Source organism: Chitinophaga agri (genome assembly GCF_010093065.1).
Lineage (GTDB): Bacteria > Bacteroidota > Bacteroidia > Chitinophagales > Chitinophagaceae > Chitinophaga > Chitinophaga agri.
Map to the genome: position 1 here is coordinate 7544340 of NZ_CP048113.1, position 18704 is coordinate 7563043.

The 18704-nt window shown below is 48.6% G+C and carries 13 protein-coding genes; 3 read left to right on the plus strand and 10 right to left on the minus strand.

The annotated features are described in order from the left end of the window. Both GWR21_RS29765 and GWR21_RS29770 read left to right on the plus strand, forming a co-directional pair. A complete protein-coding gene (locus GWR21_RS29765) occupies nt 1-987 on the plus strand; it encodes a PorP/SprF family type IX secretion system membrane protein (RefSeq protein ID WP_162335327.1) in 987 nt (328 codons plus the stop codon). Between the two features lie 293 nt (nt 988-1280). Then, nucleotides 1281-1820 (plus strand): hypothetical protein, encoded by a 540-nt coding sequence (locus GWR21_RS29770; protein ID WP_162335328.1) that lies wholly within the window; start codon nt 1281-1283, stop codon nt 1818-1820. Between the two features lie 76 nt (nt 1821-1896). Here the strand turns inward: GWR21_RS29770 and GWR21_RS29775 are convergent, their stop codons facing one another. The 10 genes from GWR21_RS29775 to GWR21_RS29820 form a co-directional block, all read right to left on the minus strand. Then, nucleotides 1897-2340 (minus strand): lipocalin-like domain-containing protein, encoded by a 444-nt coding sequence (locus tag GWR21_RS29775; protein WP_162335329.1) that lies wholly within the window; start codon nt 2338-2340, stop codon nt 1897-1899. A 317-nt stretch (nt 2341-2657) separates the two neighbouring features. Beyond that, the gene (locus tag GWR21_RS29780) at nt 2658-4091 is read right to left on the minus strand and encodes a TolC family protein (RefSeq protein ID WP_162335330.1); all 1434 of its coding nucleotides are present in this window, start codon (nt 4089-4091) and stop codon (nt 2658-2660) included. Then, entirely contained in the window at nt 4084-7257 is a 3174-nt protein-coding gene (locus tag GWR21_RS29785; protein WP_162335331.1) for an efflux RND transporter permease subunit, read from the minus strand. The genes GWR21_RS29780 and GWR21_RS29785 overlap by 8 nt, the downstream gene beginning before the upstream one ends. A 26-nt stretch (nt 7258-7283) precedes the next feature. Next, nucleotides 7284-8366, minus strand: coding sequence for an efflux RND transporter periplasmic adaptor subunit (locus GWR21_RS29790; protein ID WP_162335332.1), 1083 nt, complete (start codon nt 8364-8366; stop codon nt 7284-7286). 168 nt (nt 8367-8534) lie between these two features. Then, nucleotides 8535-8930 carry a hypothetical protein gene (locus GWR21_RS29795; RefSeq protein ID WP_162335333.1) on the minus strand — a complete coding sequence of 132 codons (396 nt, stop codon included), beginning with the start codon at nt 8928-8930 and terminating at the stop codon, nt 8535-8537. A gap of 144 nt (nt 8931-9074) precedes the next feature. Then, a complete protein-coding gene (locus GWR21_RS29800) occupies nt 9075-9962 on the minus strand; it encodes a retropepsin-like aspartic protease (protein WP_162335334.1) in 888 nt (295 codons plus the stop codon). A gap of 126 nt (nt 9963-10088) precedes the next feature. Beyond that, nucleotides 10089-10688 (minus strand): NAD(P)H:quinone oxidoreductase, encoded by a 600-nt coding sequence (wrbA, locus tag GWR21_RS29805; protein ID WP_162335335.1) that lies wholly within the window; start codon nt 10686-10688, stop codon nt 10089-10091. Between the two features lie 162 nt (nt 10689-10850). Then, entirely contained in the window at nt 10851-11225 is a 375-nt protein-coding gene (locus GWR21_RS29810) for an SPW repeat domain-containing protein (RefSeq protein WP_162335336.1), read from the minus strand. A 135-nt stretch (nt 11226-11360) separates the two neighbouring features. Further along, the gene (locus GWR21_RS29815) at nt 11361-13508 is read right to left on the minus strand and encodes a RagB/SusD family nutrient uptake outer membrane protein (protein ID WP_162335337.1); all 2148 of its coding nucleotides are present in this window, start codon (nt 13506-13508) and stop codon (nt 11361-11363) included. 25 nt (nt 13509-13533) lie between these two features. Then, nucleotides 13534-16803: a SusC/RagA family TonB-linked outer membrane protein gene (locus tag GWR21_RS29820; RefSeq protein ID WP_162335338.1), complete on the minus strand. Its 3270-nt coding sequence runs from the start codon at nt 16801-16803 to the stop codon at nt 13534-13536. A 796-nt stretch (nt 16804-17599) separates the two neighbouring features. Here GWR21_RS29820 and GWR21_RS29825 point away from each other — a divergent pair. After that, nucleotides 17600-18625, plus strand: a complete 1026-nt coding sequence (locus GWR21_RS29825) for a lipase family protein (protein WP_162335339.1) — start codon at nt 17600-17602, stop codon at nt 18623-18625. The last annotated feature ends 79 nt before the right edge of the window (nt 18626-18704 follow it).

The following is an 18704-nucleotide window of genomic DNA, read 5'->3' on the forward strand; positions in this document are numbered from 1 at the left end:
ATGAAAAGAAGTATCATATTGATGATGTTGCTGCTGCTGGGCAAACTGTCGTTTGCTCAGCAGGACGCACAGTTCAGTCAGTACATGTTCAACGGTATCTACGTTAATCCTGGCTATGCAGGTTATAAAGAGGCGCTGAACATCCACGGTTATTACCGTAACCAGTGGACTGGCATTGAAGGTGCTCCCCGCAGTTTTTCAATTGCTGTGGATAATATTGCGGCTGATGGTAATGTGGGCTGGGGCGTTCAGATCATGAGCGACCGGCTTGGCGCGCAGAGTAATGAATCTATATATGCCAACTATGCATACCGTATAAGGACCAATGAGGATGGTACGGCCAGACTTTCCTTCGGTCTGAGCGCTGGTCTGGTACAACTGGGTATCAATGGTAAAATGCTCTGGACGCAGGACCCGGAAACAGAGATCATACCTGGCGTGATTAAGACCATGGTACCCGATGCAAGAGCGGGTATCTATTATGCCGACCAGCAGTTTTACGCAGGTATCTCGGTAGATAACCTGGTATCTCCTCACGTCAATAAATCCAAATATGCGTTTATCCCGCAGCCAAGACCGCACTATTACCTGACCGCAGGCATGATGTTGCCGGTGAATGAGCAGGTCCGGTTAAAGCCTTCCTTCCTGTTGAAAGATGACAGAGGCGGCCCGACAAGTCTGGATCTCAACCTCTTCCTGCTGTTTAAAGAAATGCTGTGGGTAGGCGGTGGTTACCGTACAAGAGTAGACCTCTACAGCAAAGCATACCTGCAAAAAACACTGGTCACTGCCAATGCGGCCATCGCCGCAGTAGAAGTGTTCCCTACTCCCAATTTGCGTGTAGGATACGCCTACGACTTTTCGATCGGACCATTGCAAAGCTATACCTCGGGTACCCATGAACTGTCAATCGGATACTCCCTCGGAAGTATCCTGGGTAACTCCGGAGGAAGCAAGTCGAGAGTGGAGTGTCCGAAATTCTTCTGATAGTTAGCAATGTTGATATAACAAAAAGCCGTTTGCCTGCCAGGTAAACGGCTTTTTGTTTTCGGTCAGCTGCTGGTCAGCAGTCAGTCAGTTGCCGGTAACATAGTAGTCAGCTACCTGTAAGGTATTCATGAAGTTCCTGGTTATTATCGTTATTATCAGGTCATTTGTATATCATTTATATATCAACCGGATATTGAAGTGATATATAAATGGCGTATTAGTACTCATAGAGATTGGATACCTGGACAATACTAAGTACCTTTGTAGCAGTTACCTCAAAATGAACTATTATGGCCATTGTTAAAGACAATATTCTCCTGCAGCTCGTCCGGGGCTCTATCGGCAGGCAAATCACCATCTACGAAAGGAATGGACAGATCATTATGGCGAAGAAACGCCGTCCGTCCAATAAGAAACCAACGCAAAAACAGCTGGAAGCCAGGTATAAAATGACCGTTGCGGCTGATCTGGCCAGGGATATGATGAATGATCCCGCAATAAAGGCCTATTATGCCTCACTGGCAGGGCCGGGGCAGAATGCCTATAATATGGCGGTAAAGGACGCATACCGCTCTCCTGAAGTCCAGAACATTCGTTTGGAAGATACAGCGGTGGTAGTAACCGCAAAGGACGAATTCAGGGTGGCTGAAGTGCAGGTACAGGTACTTGATGCGGAAGGCACTGTAAAAGAGTGTGGAGCGGCCGTTTTAGGCCGTAATGGGATCGATTGGTACTATCAGGCAGACGCACTGCCGGCCGGCGGAAAGATCATTGTGACGGCAGCCGATCTACCCGGACGGAAAACGGTCAGGGAACTGCTGCTCGTCTGACAATAGCAGCATTCACGATAAACCGTACGCATGATCTTTCACGCATACGGTTTATCGTGCTGGTGGAATAAACAGGCTACTGTTTGATATAAGTGATCGTCATTTTGTCTCCCTGTTTCAGGAAATTGTCAACAGCATACACCATTGTTTTGCAGTCAAAACTGGTGATTGCGCCTACTGATTCACCATCCAGTCTGAGGCTGTTCCCTTCCAGTTTCCACGTACCTTCCTCATTGTCTGATTCTTCACAGAGGATGCCTTTGTCTTCGTGACGGAGTATACCATTGTTAACAAAGATCAGGAGATCATCTTTTTCGCAGTCGTCTATGAAGGTCATGAAATCGATTGGCGGCACATTGCCACCAGCTGCGTACTCCATGCCGCCGAGTTTATAGGAACCGGCAATGTTAGCGGTGTTGATGAGGCATCCGGTAGGTTTATCCTCTTCTTTCTTACAGGAAGCGAACAGGGATACTGATACTAAGGCGATCAGGGTGAGTTTTAACATTGTTGTTTTCATACTGTTATTTTAATAGTTTAACTGTTATTGATAGTAATACCGGGGGGTAAAAGGAAAGGGTTGGGTAAGGCGGAAATATTTTTTAAGATTTTTTGAGAGGAGTGCCGGCGGGAATACTGGTACGGAACGATAGGAATATTGATGAGAAGACAAGAAATAAAAGCCACTGGATCTGGGTGATCATCGGGTCAGTAACGTTTTCGATCATATGAAACTTGCAGGGGAGTAGCGCTGACAATTTGTTTGATAACATTATCCGCATAACAAAAGGGCCGGTCAGAACAACTGACCGGCCCTCGCTATTATATAATGGCTGACTACTTCCATCCACCTCCCAGACCTCTGTAGATATTCACTACAGCGCTGAGCTGTGACTTCTTCGTCTCTACAAGTTCCAGTTTGGAATCCAGTGCATCCCGCTGTGTCATCAGCACTTCTAAATAATCCGCTCTGGCGGATTTAAAGAGGTCATTTGATATATCGATCGACTTTGTCAGTGCGTCTACCTGTTTGGATTTCAGGTCATAGCTTTTCTCCAGGTTACTGATATTGGAGAGCTGCGTAGACACTTCCACATATGCATTCAGAATGGTACGCTCGTAGTTATACAAAGCCTGTAACTGCCGGGCGTTGGCACTGTTAAACTCAGCCTTGATCGCATTCTTGTTGATCAGTGGTGCCGCCAGGTCTCCTGCCAGTGAATAGAGCAGGGAGGCCGGTGTTTTAAACAGATAGGTGGGCTTAAAGGCGTTGAAACCTACACCCGCTGAAATACCCAGTGAAGGATAGAATTCCGCACGTGCCGCTTTCACATCCAGTTTGGCAGCTGTCAGTTCCAGTTCTGCCTGTTTGATATCAGGGCGGTTGGCCAGCAGCTGTGCAGGGATGCCCTTATTGACCATATTCGGTAATACCGTCAGGAAGTTGCTCTTATCCCTTGGGATCTCCTGCGGATAGCGTCCCATGAGGAAATTGATCCTGTTCTCTGTTTCCTTGATCTGCTGTAAGATGTCATACTCAAGGCTCTGCGACTTCAGCACTTCGGCTTCAAATTTCTTCACGGCCAGCTCTGTTGCCCGGGTAGCCTCTTTCTGGATCTTTACGATCTCCAGCGCGTTCTTCTGCAGTTCGATGTTTTGTCTGACGATCTCCAGCTGGTTATCCTGCGCAAGCAGTTCATAGTAAGAGTTGGCGATCTCCGCGATCAGGTTGGTCAGTACGAAGTTCCTGCCTTCTACGGTAGCCAGATAGCGGGTAACGGCTGCTTTCTTGGCGTTGTGCAGCTTGTTCCAGATATCGACTTCCCAGTTGGCATAGGCCCCGATAAGGAAGTCCGGCAACGGGTCCGGCATTTCCTTACCTGGTTCTATTTCGGTAGTGGCGTCACCAGCACCCTGGCTGGTATAACGCCCTACCTTTTCAACGCCCGCACCTGCCCTTACACCTACTGTAGGCAGTAAGTTTGCCTGTCTGGACCTGATCTCATTTCTTGCTATGTCGATCTCCTGTAAGGTGATCATCAGCTCCTGGTTGTTCTTCAGTGCTGTATCGATCAGGTTGACGAGGTCTTTATCTTTAAAAAATTCACGCCATTGTATCAATGCGGTATTGGTCGTGTCCTGACTGCCGTCATAAGTGCCCGGCGCCGTTTTGGCGGCAGGCGGGTTTACGATAGCAGGTACTTTACAGCTGGCTACGGCCAGGCAGATGCCCAACGCCCCAATACTCCTTTTTATCCTGTACTTATACATAAACGTTATGATCAATTTCTTCGGTTAATGGATTCTCTTCTTCTTCTTTCACAAGCATGCGTCGCTCTGCTATCTTGCCAAATATGTAATACAGACCGGGTATGATCAGCACCCCGAAGATGGTACCGAATAACATACCTCCGGCAGCAGCAGTACCTATCGTACGGTTACCGATCTTACCGGGACCTGTCGCCACTACCAGTGGTATCAGACCTGCGATGAACGCGAAAGAGGTCATCAGGATCGGACGGAACCTCACTTTGGAACCTTCCAGTGCCGCTTCCAGTACCGTGGAACCGGAACGGTGTTTCTGTACGGCAAATTCGACGATCAGTACGGCGTTCTTACCTAACAAACCGATCAGCATTACCATCGCTACCTGCGCATAGATGTTGTTTTCCAGACCAAGTACCTTGATCAGGAAGAACGCCCCACAGATACCGGCAGGCAGGGAGAGGATCACTGCGAATGGCAGAATGAAGCTTTCATACTGTGCCGCCAGGATCAGGTATACGAAACCAAGACAGATCAGGAAGATATAGATCGCCTGGTTACCCTGCGCCACCTCATCTTTTGATATACCTGCCCAGTCAATACCGAAACCTCTTGGTAATGTCTTCTTCGCAACTTCATCAATGACCTGGATCGCCTGACCACTACTATATCCCGGAGCGGCGGAACCACTGATCTGGGAAGAGTTGAACATGTTATAACGGGTGATCTCAGACAGCCCATATACCTTTTCCATTTTCATGAAGGCAGAGAATGGCACCATTTCATCACGGTCATTCTTCACGTAGAGTTTCAGGATGTCTTCCGGCAATGCGCGGTATTGCGGAGAAGCCTGGATGATCACCTTATAGGGACGGTCAAACTTGATGAAGCTGATCTCATAGTTACTACCAATGAGGGTAGACAGCGTGTTCATGGCGTTGTCAATGGTCACACCTTTCTGCTGGGCGATGTCATTGTCCACTTTCAGCATGTATTGCGGGAAGCTAGCGCTGTAGAAGCTGAATACAGAAGACAGCTCCTTGCGTTTACTCAGTTCAGCTACAAATTCATTGCTGACAGTCTCCATCTTTTTATAATCACCGGAACCACCTTTATCCAGCAAACGCAATTCGAAACCACCCGCAGCACCATAGCCAGGAACGGCTGGTGGCTGGAAGAATTCGATGTTAGCGCCTGTGATGTCTTTACACTTTTCTTCCAGTTCCTCGATGATCTCTGTGACAGAATGTTTCCTTTCTTCCCAGCTTTTCAGGTTGATCAGACACGTACCGGAGTTGGAGCCGGTACCTTCCGTCAGGATCTCATAACCGGCCAGTGCCGACACAGAGGATACACCTTCGACATCTTCACATATTTTCTGTAATTTCTCTGCTACTTCATTTGTTCTTTCCAGTGAGGAACCCGGAGGCGTCTGAATGATACCATATAACATACCCTGGTCTTCATTCGGAATGAAACCGGAAGGTACGTGCCCGTTCAGATACCAGGTAGCCGCACAGAAGCCCGCCAGCAGGGCGAAAGTCACTGTTCTTCTGCTGATGATCTTCGTCAGCACCCTCATATATCTGCCCTGGGTTTTATCGAAGCCTCTGTTAAAGGCCGCCAGGAACTTGTCTACCGGAGATTTCTTCTTGTGTTTACCATGATTGTTTTTTAAGATCATCGCACACAACGCAGGTGTCAGCGTTAACGCTACCACACCGGAGAGGATGATCGCCGTAGCCATTGTGATGGAGAACTGGCGATAGAAGATACCTACCGGACCAGACATGAACGCCACCGGCACAAATACCGCCGACATGAGGAAGGTGATGGCGATGATCGCACCCGCAATCTCATGCATGGCCTTTTTAGTGGCTTTGAGCGGCGACAGGTGTTCTTCTTCCATCTTGGCGTGGACGGCTTCAATTACCACAATGGCATCATCCACCACGACACCGATCGCAAGTACCAGTGCGAAGAGGGTGATCAGGTTCAGCGTAATACCGAAGAACTGCATGAATACGAATGTACCAATGAGTGACACCGGTACTGCCATGGCCGGGATCAGCGTAGAGCGCCAGTCACCGAGGAAGAGGAATACCACGATACCCACCAGCACGAACGCTTCCACGAGTGTGTGCACCACTTTTTCAATGGAGGCGTCGAGGAATTTGGATACGTCATAGCTGATCTCGTAGTTCATACCTTTCGGGAAGGAGTTCGCCTTGATCTCTTTCAGCTTTGCTTTTACATCCTTGATAACCTGGCTCGCATTACTACCATAGGACTGTTTCAGTACGATGGCCGCAGATGGTTTACCATTCAGGTTGGAATAGATATCATACATCGAGCTGCCAAATTCTACGTCGGCCACATCTTTCAGGCGAAGGATCTCACCGTTCGGATTGGAGCGCAGGATCACATTGTCATACTGATCTTTGGAATTGAACCTACCGGAGTATTTTAATACATATTCGAAAGACTGGGAGCGCTTACCGGAGCTTTCACCTGTTTTACCGGGAGAGGCTTCCAGGCTCTGTTCAGACAATGCTTTCATCACTTCTTCCGCAGAGATCTTGTAGGCCAGCATACGGTCAGGCTTCAGCCAGATCCTCATCGCGTATTCCCTGTTACCCAGGATGTCGGCAAAACCCACACCGTCAACCCTTCTGAGTTCAGGCAGCAGGTTGATGTCGGCAAAGTTGAAGAGGAATTTCTGGTCAGCATTCGGATCGTCACTGTACAGGTTCACGTACATCAGCATGCTTGATTCCACACGGGAGACCTTCACGCCTTCACGCACTACCAGTGGTGGCAGTTTGTTCACGACAGAAGCCACACGGTTCTGTACGTTCAGGGATGCCTGGTTAGGATCAGTACCGAGGTTGAATACTACCTGGAGGGTCGCTTCACCATCGTTACCGGCATCGGAGGTCATATATTTCATGCCGGGAACACCGTTAATGGCTCTTTCCAGCGGAATGATCACGGATTTGATCATCAGCTCACCGTTCGCACCAGGGTACTCGCAGGTCACATTCACCTTGGGAGGTGAGATGGAAGGGAACTGCGTTACCGGTAAACTGGTAATGGAGATCACCCCCAGGAACACGATAATGAGCGATATTACTATTGAGAGGACGGGCCTCTGTATAAACTTATTAAACATTGCGCTACGCTGTTAGGAATGATAGACTATTCCGCTTTTAATCGCAGGTGGGAAATAACTTCTTGCGGTGCCTGATATTCATAGCTGATCTTGTCGTCATCCTTTACTTTCTGAATGCCTTCAAGCAGTATCCTGTCGTTCTGTGACAGGCCGCTCTGTACGATATACAGGTCGGGGATTTCACCACTGATCGTAATGTTTTTGGATTTCAGTACATTGTTTTTGTCTACGACGAAGACATATTTTTTGTCCTGGATCTCGTAGGTCGCTTTCTGCGGGATGATCAGTGCACCTTTTAATGGCATGGTCATTATCACCTTACCGGTTTCACCGTTCTTCAGCAGTTTGTCAGGGTTGGGGAACTTCGCTCTGAAAGCGATGTTACCTGTTTCATTGTCAAACTCACTTTCGATCACCTGTACTTCACCTTTGTAAGCCAGCGGACGGTTATTGGCCAGCAGGAGGTTGACATGGTTATCACCGCGGCTGTTGGTGTTGGTCTGATATTCCAGGTATTCCGGTTCGGATACATTGAAATAGGCAAACATTTCACTGTTGTCGGAAAGGCTGGTCAGCAGTTCGCCTTCATCAATGAGGCTTCCCAGTTTCTTCGGGATACGGTCGATCGTACCAGCGAAGGGAGCCCTGATCTCCGTAAAGGAAAGGTGCAGTTTCGCCAGTGCTATTTCAGCCTTTGCCTGGTCAAGTTTCGCCTGCGCCATGGCCTGTTCATTCCTGGAAACGATGTTCTTGTCAGCGAGTGTCTTTGCATTCTGCAGTTCAATTTCTGCTGCTTTTGCTTCTGCTTCTGCTTTCAGTAATTCTGCCTCATAGATCTTGGGCATGATCCTGAACAGCACCTGGCCTGCTTTTACGAATTGACCCTCATCAACATAGATGTTTTCGAGATAACCCTTTTCCTGGGCACGTAATTCGATGTTCCTGACAGAGCGGATCTGGGAAACATATTCTTTGTTAAAGGAAGTATCCATGACCATCGGACTGGTGACCGCGTACTTGCTTACTTCTTCTTTTTCTTCTTTGTGTGGTTTGCAGCCAGTATGCCATAGAAGTGCACACGTGCTGGTAAACATGACGATTCTCTTCATGATATTTGATAATAAACGATAGGATGCTAAAACTGCTTTATTCAGGATGATAGACAACAGCCCCGGAGATGGGAGCTAAAAACAGCTATGCAGAAGGGGAGTAGGGATATGGTTTACATCCGACTGACATGCGTAGATACACCTCCGTAAACTGAGGTATATCGTCAATCAGATTCTTAATGCGCGCTGGGTCAGATACTTACAGGACGTCTGATCAGCAGCGAACGGAGGGGCCTTAAAGTACCTGCGCAGATACCTCAGGCTGTTTTGATATGCATAGGCATCGCGGCCCTTGGCCAGTAGTTTGAACTTGGGAGAAAAGTAGTTATTGGGGTCTTCGTCTTCCACTTCTTCACTGATGATATATTCATCTTCAGTCACCGGACGGGTATCTCTGACCACGGAGCATTCCAGGCTCGCTGTGGTCATGTAGGATGGTTGTCCGGCTTCTGTCTGTGTGGAAATAGTGTAGCTTTCGTCGTTTTGATACGCACGTGCCAGGGAACTTTCGACCCCACTCAACAGCAAGAAGCACAGGTATACAAAAAATATAGCTACTCTCATTTGGGTTCCAAAACTAGGAAAACTTTATGCGAGAAAAGGAGGGCGGGATAAATTTTAATCAATTTTTAAAATCGGTCGTTTTTACGCCCCCGGAAGAGGATGGTAATCTTCCGGGAGCTTAAAATTTGCTTAATATGTTTGATTTTAACCTTGTACTAACAAAACTTTTTTATCGAGGTCAAAAGTGATCTTTGAACCCAGCCAGTTGATCCAGATGATGCCGTCATAGATCAGGCCATCCAGGAACTGTACACGGAAGTCCTTTTTGCTGACGGAAGGTGCTGCTGCCGCCGCGATGCTACTAATGGAAGTAACATAGATATGTGAAATATGGTCGGGATTGAACTCACTCTTTTTCTCGAAAGTCTTCACTTTCAGTGTGTCATTGACATCCACACCCAGTTGTTTCAGGTATTTGGCATTGAGCCGGTAGATCTCTTTTCCTGCCCCGCTATCCAGGGAAAGTTGCAGGTTGAGTGTATCATTGACCTTGAAGTAGGAGAAGATCGTGAGTGACTTATCCCTGGATTGTTCCAGCTGTACCGGAATGCTCTTCGCTTTCTTTCTGATATCGGACAGGGTCTGGGCAGATTCGAAACGCAGTACTTTTTTATCAAAGTCGATGGTGAAAGGCATTGATTCCACCAGTTTCAGGGAGAGGATACCATCAATGCCGCCGAGGTTAGCATCCAGATAGCTGATTTCCTCTACGGCCTTTTTAACCGGACCAAATTCAACATTCTTCACTTTATACAGGTCGATGTCCAGGCGTTCACCGGTAGCACGGAAGCCGGTGTAACCACCATCTTCTTTCGTGACCTGTTTGAGTTTCTCAAAGAAAGATTTTACAAAAACGGTGAGTCCAGCACCTGTATCAAATATGAAATTGCCTTCAACGCCGTCAATTTTCGCTTTGACCAGGATATGGCCGGATTCCAGCAGGGTAAAGGGAATTTCATTTTTCTGTGACTGGGAGAACGACACGACAGGTATGCAGAGGGCTAAGCAAATAGATAGTAGTACGAACTTCATTTTTCTTTCAAAAATAAACATTTTCGGCTACAATCGTTTTCCCGGAAGTGTTGTAGGGTAGAGCCGGAAAAGGGGCCACAGTGGCCCCTCTGAATATACTTCGGCACATACAATGGGTGGCATTATCTATGCGCCCTTTAACCTGGCTGCGATCTCGGCTACCCGGCGTCCCTGGAGTTTGCCGGCTGTGATGGCCACTTCATCCGGGTCCAGTTTACCATTGTTAGAGGTAAAGGAAGCGCCATAGGGGTTACCCGATTGGAACTGGCTGGGTTCGACATAGCCAGGAGCCACGATGATCATACCCCAGTGATAAAAGGCAGTGTTCAGGGCCAGGATGGTCGCTTCCTGTCCACCGTGCTGGGTCGCCGTTGTGGTAAAAGAGGAACCGACCTTGTCGGTCAGGGCGCCCTTTGCCCATAAGGCCCCCGTCTGATCAATGAATGCCTTCATCTGTGCTGCCGGCAGACCGTATCGGGTCGGTGAACCGAAAATGATCGCGTCGGCCCATTCCAGGTCCTCGTTGGTGGCCTCGGCTATGCCGGACGTCTCTTCGATATGCTGTTTCCATACCGGGTTATTGCCCCAGAGCTCATCCGGCGCAGTCTCTTTTACCTTTAAGAGACGGGTTTCCGCACCAGCGGCCTTTGCGCCGTCCTCTACTGCCTTTGCCAGCAGATGGGTAGTGCCTGTCTGACTGTAATAAATGATTGCAACTTTAGCCATGGATTATACTTTAGATCTGAGTAAACACGAATATTAACATCATTATGCGATGTATTGTTGGGTTAGTTGACCATTTAAGGCACAAACGATGTACCAAACAGCATTAATAGAAAAAGCATTCCCTGGACAGGGAATGCGTCACCTCTGATAATTGAGATAGTGTCAAATATTTGCGAAGCTTTTAGCGTTTGTGCCTGCTATGATCTTTGTGGCCGATGCAACGCCCATTTCAAGTATACCTACCGCTAAATGCGGAAGCCAGACATCTGCCGCAAAATTCAGCAGCCAGGGAGACAACGCCAGCAGGATACCTGAAATAACGTCCAGGGTCAGATGTGTACTCATATTCAGTCTGTGAGAAATACCCAGCTCATAGTCGGTCAGCAGACTATAAACAATGGTAAAAAGACCCATTCCCACCGGTACCCAGCTTTCCGCACCGCCCTGATAGAACCCGAAGATCCAGGGGGCTGCTATTAGCAGGACTGCCACGATATAATCGAGGTAGCCGTGTAGTTTCGTTCCTATAAATCTCATGACCGGATGTTTTAGTTACAAAAAGAAATACAGCAATTATGCCAGCCCCTTTTAATTGTTTCCAGACCGCATGCAGGGGAGGGAAGTGTTGACAATTATACATGCAAGGTGTAGTTAAGACCTACTGTTGTTGCATCAGTATCCTGGATTCTGGTACGCAGCCAGTGCCGACGGATCTAACGCCTGTCCATTCTCATCGGTCAGCTGTCTCAGGAAATCATTCGGCCAGGGTCTGAATGTAAATTCTTTTTTCATCTGCCCTTTACCATTGCCGTCCTGTCCATTACCATTCGCCGTATTGCTAGCACCCGGCCAGCGGCCTGATAGCGGAGACGCCATCTGGTTCAGGTAAATAGTGCGTTCATACAGGATCCCCGCATTATGCAGATCCTCCCACAGTACACCCTCTGCCAGTTGTTCCCTTGTCTTTTCATTGTAGATGAACTGGATGAACATGTCCTGCATGCTGGTAGCTGTTGGAATATAGTGTTCCGCTAATGCTTCCGGTGTGCCGGGAGTGAACTGGTTGATCGTAATACGGATCGCATTATAGGAACTGCCATCAGCAGGGTAGGGAGATATTTTTTCGGGTGTATTCAGCGCGGCTGCTTTTGGTTCCCATTGAACCAGTACTTCCGGCCGGCTTTCCCCTGCTTTGTATGCGGCACGCTGGCGCAGCACATTGATATCATCCACCGCCCTGTCATAAATGCCTTTACGGCCATATGCTTCGGCACGTAGCAGGTAGGTCTCTGCCAGTCTGATAAGGATAGCGTCCCTGGTACCACTTTCACTGTTAAAGTTGCTTTCATCGGCACTACCACCTCTCAGCGGATCGACGTACTTCTTTACAGAGAGATAAGGAGAGGGGGCACCGGTATTCAGACCGATAGCGTTCTGATTGTAATTAAGGCGGTAGTAGTACCTGCCGGTGACGTCCGACTTTACCCAACGTACGATGAACTGATAGGGCTGACTCATAACCGTGGTAGAGTCCAGCGCCTCTGACTGTTGATTTTCCAGGTAGATAAGGGCTCTTTTGCCAGGTAGTGCTCTTGGATCGCCCGGATTCACTGCTGCCTCTCCGGCAGGCTTGTGCGCGTTCCACCAGGCAGCGGCGGCGGCTGTCCAGGTAAATCCGGCGGTACCATTGCGGATATACTCGTACTGGAAGGTTTTGTAATACCTGGAATCATGCACTTTATCAGTAAAGACGTCATACCCAAAGTCGGTCGCCTTGAAAGTGCCGAAAGGACGGCCGTAGGCCATAGAGCGTATCACGCCGGTAGCATCAGTATAGTTGCCGGTATGGTAGTTTGCTGAACGGTTGCCAAAGCGACCGTTCAGTGACGTATTGACATCAAACTGCGCGGCCCATAACACTTCTTTGTGGGGCGTTGTTTCAGATACCTTGGGGTCGAAGAGTGTCCAGTAATCTGGCGCCAGGCCGGAAGGGCCACCTGCGGCATTGATCACTTCCGTACTCAGCGTGATGGCCGAGTCAAGGTCTGTCGGTACATTCCCTTTGTACAACATGCTGAGATGCTTTTCTGCGTTGTTCATAAATGGAGCTGCCTGTGCACGGCTCAGGTAAAGCTTAGCCAGAAAGTGTCCCGCTGCCAGTTTACCTGCACGTCCACGGTCGGTGATAGTGAGTGGTAAGTCTTCATAGGCTTCCCGCATATCACTGATGATCTGTTTATAGATATCTTCCAGTTTGGCCTTGGGGTAATAGTATATCTGGTTGTCTTCTCTTCTGGGCACCAGGAGCAGCGGTGCATCTCCGAGCTGATTCGTGATCAGGAAATATGCCCAGGCGCGCAGGAACAGTACCTCTGCCCGTCTTGTTTTGCGGTAAGTTTCGTCGGCGCCGAACTTGCCGGGTCTTATTCTTTCTATAATATCCAGCGCGATGTTACAGTTATTGATCTGTGGATAGGCACCCATAGGCGCGTTGCTGGCGTTAGCGGCGCCCAGATAGTTATAGACATTGCCGGTGATGCTGCTCACGTTTGAACCATAGCGGGTTGCTGTCAGCGTGGCATAGGTGTTATCGCTGGTCATGTAGGCATCTGTCTCACCCTGTGTGAGTCGTGCACCATTGCCGTCCCACTCGTGTTTTACACGGGCATATACGTATAGTCCGTTAATGAGACCATTGAGCCCGTCTTCCGTATTGTAGTAATCCTGTGTCAGATTGGATACCTGTTTTTCGTCCAGGAATTTTCTACAGGATATGTTGCCTGCTGTAATAAGTATCAGTATCAGGAGATATTTTTTCATACCAGTTATTTAATATCGTGAACGATCAGAGTCCGACCCTTACTCCCAGCACTACGCTGCGTGGAAGGATGGTGTTGTTGTTGATGCCGCCCAGCGGATTAGTGTTAAATGAATTGGGTTGTGACTCAGATGACCAGTTAGTTTCATCATCCGGGTTGATACCCATTTTCACTACATCCCCGCCGAAGATGAAGGGATTCAGTACCTGTATGTTGAACTGTGCGTTCTTTATGTTTGCCCTGCTCAGTAATGTAGAAGGGATGTCATAGGTCAGCGAGATGTTTCTCACGACCGCAAAAGAGCCATCTGCATATTGCATAGCCGAAGCAATGTTGGTGTAGCCGGTGGTGCCCAGCATCTGTAAAGGCCATTTGCCGCTTTGGTTGGTCCAGCTCCAGAAGTCTTTTTCATTTCTGCCGAATGTACCTGGATAACCACCAAAATAGGTCTGTCCGATACGGGTGTAAATGAATGTACTCAGACTGATACCTTTATACCGGAATGTATTGGTGATACCGCCATACCATTTAGGTCTGGGCGTACCTCTGATGACATAATCATCTGCATCTATTTTGTAGTCACCGTTCTGATCGACCACTCTCACGGTGCCGGGTCGGAAGTCAAGTCCGCCGGTAGTTTTGAACTTTTCCATTTCTTCCAGTTCCTTTGGCGTACTCCCCCAGATACCATCATGCTGTAGCTGGTAGAATACCTGCCATGGCTGTCCGATGAACAGGCGTGAGCCAATGATATCTTCCTTACCATTGATCAGTTCCACGATCTCTTCCCGGTTGCGGCTCCAGTTGATCTCTGTGCTCCATGTAAAGTCTTTGGTCTGTACGTTGACAGTGTTCAGGGTGATCTCTACTCCGCGGTTCCTGGATTTACCGATGTTCATGATCTTGGTGACATAACCTGACAGGGCAGGGATATCTCTGGTGAAGAGCAGGTCCGAGGTATGCTGGACGTAATATTCTGCGGAGCCGGAGATACGGTTGTCCAGTATGGAAAAGTCGACACCCACATTCATCTGCGCTGTTTTCTCCCAGCTGAGATCCGGGTTCTGTACAGACTGAGGTAACGCACCGATGGCAGGTGTTGAGCCAAATACATAGTTGTTGCGGCTCAGCGGGCCAGTCGTTGTATAAGGAGCGACGGAGGAGTTGCCCGTCACACCATAGCCGATACGGGGTTTCAGTTCGTTGATCCAGGTGGCATTATGAATGAATTTTTCTTCCTGCATTTTCCAGGCAAGGGCGAAGGAGGGGAAGAAGGCCCATTTATTGCCGGGGGATAATACAGAGGAACCATCCCAGCGGCCGGAAGCCGTTAACAGGTATTTATTCAGCAATGTATAGTTGACCCTACCCATAAAGGAGCCAAGCGTATTTTCTGTGAATCCGGTACCGATGCCAGGATTCCCCTGCGTGTTAGATGCCAGGTCATACCATAGACTGAGCGGTATGACGAGACCACCTACACTGGTACTGGTATTTTCTCTGCGTGACTTCTGTGCGGATTGTAACAGGGTCACGCCAAGAGCGTGCGCCTTGCCAAGGTTCTTATCAAAATAGAGCAGGTTTTCCATTACCCAGGAGAAATTTTCTTCGCGGGCATAAGATGCGGTGTTGGCCCTCGCACCAAGGTGCGCGGTAATATTGGGACCGGTCCAGGCGCCGCTACGATAGTTCCTGATCTGGGCGCCGAAGTTCGTACGGTATTTCAGCCAGGGCGTGAATTTTATTTCGGTGTAGAGATTGCCGAGCGCAGAAGAGGAGCGGCGTTCATTGAGTCCCTGCCCGATATCAACCAGCGGGTTCCACATATTCAGATTGCCACCGGCATTCCGTACATAGTTGCCACTTTCATCAGTAGGTAGTGCCCAGGGATATTGCTCGATAGCGCGGCCGAACAGGTCTTTTGCACCAGTATTACCCTGATTGGCAGTGGTGCCGTAGTTTTGTTTGGAGAGGGAGGCAATGACGGACATACCCATGGAGAACCATTTATTGGCATTGATATCGCCGTTCATATTCAGGTTAAAACGTTCGAAGTCCTGATCACGCTGAACGCCGGTCTGTTTGTTATAACCGAGTGACATGTACAGTCTGGAAACGTCTGTTCCGGAAGAAACAGCTACCTGATGGTTTTGAGTAATACCCATGCGGGTCACGGCGTCTCTCCAGTTGAAGGTGGGTATATTGGCGGAGTTATATACCGGTACCATGGCTGGCCAGCCGAGTGCCTGTTCAGCAGCCGTTGTCGCTCTCATTTTCACGCTGCCATCGCTGTTCCATTCGTATCCTTTCATGGCAGCTGCGAGCAGTTCGTTGTAGTTGCTTGTTACGCCTGAGGCAGAGAAGTTCAGGCTATCCAGGTGCGGGTCGGCGTACCATTGCTGCGGCGCTACTTTGAGGTCAGCCGGTGCGCCAGGCTGGTAACGCCTGCCGTTGATGAGACCATTGCGAAGGCGGTCAATGTATTCACCCCCACTGATCCAGTCGGTGAGCGATTTATAGCTGTCGAATGAAACGGTAGAAGAAAGGCTGACGGACATCTTTCCACGGGTGCCTTTTTTCGTCGTGACCAGTATGACACCATTGGCACCTCTGGAACCATAGATAGCAGTAGCAGATGCGTCTTTCAGGATCTCTACGGAGGAGATATCGTTGGGGTTCAGGTCATTGATAGAAAAGGAATTGACACCCAGTACAGATACGATAGGTACACCATCGACTACATACAGCGGTTCATTGGAGGTATTGCCCGAGCGGGTACCGCGTATGCGTATGGAAGGCACCTCTCCGGGCTTGATATTGGTCGTAACGTTTATGCCGGCAGCTTTTCCCTGCATAGCCTGTGCGAGGTTGGCGACCGGGCGTTCCTGTATTGTTTTGGCGGAGAGGCTGGTCAGTGATCCGGTGACGTCACTTTTGCGCTGTGAGCCGTAACCGACTACGACCACTTCATTGATCGCTTTGGATACCGATTGTAAAATGACATCAATAGTGGCACGGTTGCGTACAGGCAGCTGTTGTTTGTCAAAGCCGACAAAGCTGAAGGCGAGTGAAGAACTGCCGGAGTTTACCTGGAGGGAAAAAGACCCATCTGGTTTGGTGGTGGTCATGTGCTGTGTGCCAGGCTCCATCACTGTCACACCTTCCAGCGGTTGCTGATTAGTGTCCGTCACTCTACCCGTTACACGGAAGGCCTTTTGTGCGGATAGGCACAATGAGATCAGCAACGGGAGTGCAGTGAGGAAGACACGCTTTAACAGGGTAGTTTTGTTATTCATAATGTAAGCGATTGTAAAGTCAAAGAGTTGATGGTGATGCTGAATGAATGCCTGTGCTGTGATTTGATCCCCCCGGAAAAAAGAAAATAGCAGGTCCATATCAGGACACGGTGTGTCCTGATGGTAATAGCAATAACAGGTCTCTCAGCAGTTCGCTATGCGAATGCTTCGCCTGGTAAGAGGATGGTTGATGATGAAAGTGCCGGTTTGAAGGAACTGTTCCTGGTCACTGTTATTCGTCTGTTACGGTTGACTGTCTTTCCAAAGTTTTCACAGAAGCGGATCGTAGGGGAATGTGGTCAACTTATCTGTTGTCTTCACTGTCTGTTCTTCAAAACGGGCGGTTCAATAGTTGTGTACTGCCGGGCTTTTAGCGTCAGTATTGTCAGTCTGGATGGTATTGCCTGCCGGTAGTATTAAAGCTGAACGGTTTTGTCGTATTGAAAGATGGTAACGGTAATTGCTGTTGTTGTACGCGATCGCATAGGTGACAGCAGGACATAGTAAGGTAAACAACGTTTCTTCATAACGGTGAGAATTTGTGGAATCATGTTAAACAAACACTATACTACAATTAAGCATGCGAATAAGTATCCTATAGTGTCCTATGGACACCTAAAAAAAAGGTTTTTGCTCACAGCAGACTCCGCTATTCCGTTGATCATCATTTTATTAAATGTAGGCAGCGAGGTGGCCGAAAATCCGGGAAACTTATTACCTTAGTTGTGACTCATTGACCATAACACCACGTCTTTACATTACCGGTTCCCGTTTAACAACTATAAACCACATAACAATGAAGCCCATTACCCCTAACGTTACCAGTAACAGCGGACAGCCCGCACAAGCTTCCACAGCCGTATGGCTTTGTTTTCTTACTTACAGTTCCAATCCGTCCGGTGACATCGGCACCTATCTTCCCGGCTGGCAGATCGTCTGGAATGGAGTGGAAACCCCTGACGGCAACTATGCCTTCATCGCATCAGATGCCGCTGGGGATACCTTCGCACTTGCTATCCGTGGTTCTTTGCCACCGCAGGACATATTTGAGAAGTGGGATGCCTTCGCCAACTGGATACTGGAAGATCTTAATGTGATGAAACAGACAGACTGGACCTATGCGGCTGCTGCCGGCGCCGTGATAAGCAACGGCGCTTATCTTGCATTTGACAACATGCAGCACATGCAGGATTCGCTCCATTCAGGACTTTCCCTGATCCAGTTCCTGCAACAGAAAGTGATCGGCGCCGGTAAGCAATTACTGATCACAGGTCATAGCCTGGGAGGTAATATGGCGAATGTATATGCTTCGTACCTGGTGAGTCAGATCACTACGCCTGGTTATGTCAATAATAATCTGTCCCTGTTCACCTTTGCGGCGCCTGCTGCCGGCAATGCGGCCTTTGCACAGGACCTGGACAATAAGTTGCCTGATGCTTATCACTATCAGAATGTAAATGATATCATTCCTAATTGCCCGGTGGCAGACAGGCTCATTCTGACAGGTCTCTTATATATTCCTAAGCCGGCTGCTGCTGATATTACGACTACCTTCGAGGATGTGACCGTATCGTTGCAGGAAGCGTTTCTAATGTTAGGTGGTATATTCCTGCTATATAAGTATCAGCAGGAGAGCAGGAATTACTTCATATTTGGTACTGCCCTTTACAAGGACTATGAAGCGCCTACGCTGAGAGACTGGTTCTTACAGGCGGGTTCACAGCATGCACTGAGTAATTATGCAACCTTCCTGGGAGTGGATCTGCCGGTTATCCCAAACAATTTCATGGTACAACCACCCGTTGCATCTGTATTAGGCTGATCGTTTTCAACACACCATAATTGAAAAGGGTATCCATTATGCAGGATACCCTTTTGCGTTTACATCTAAATCTCAGGGC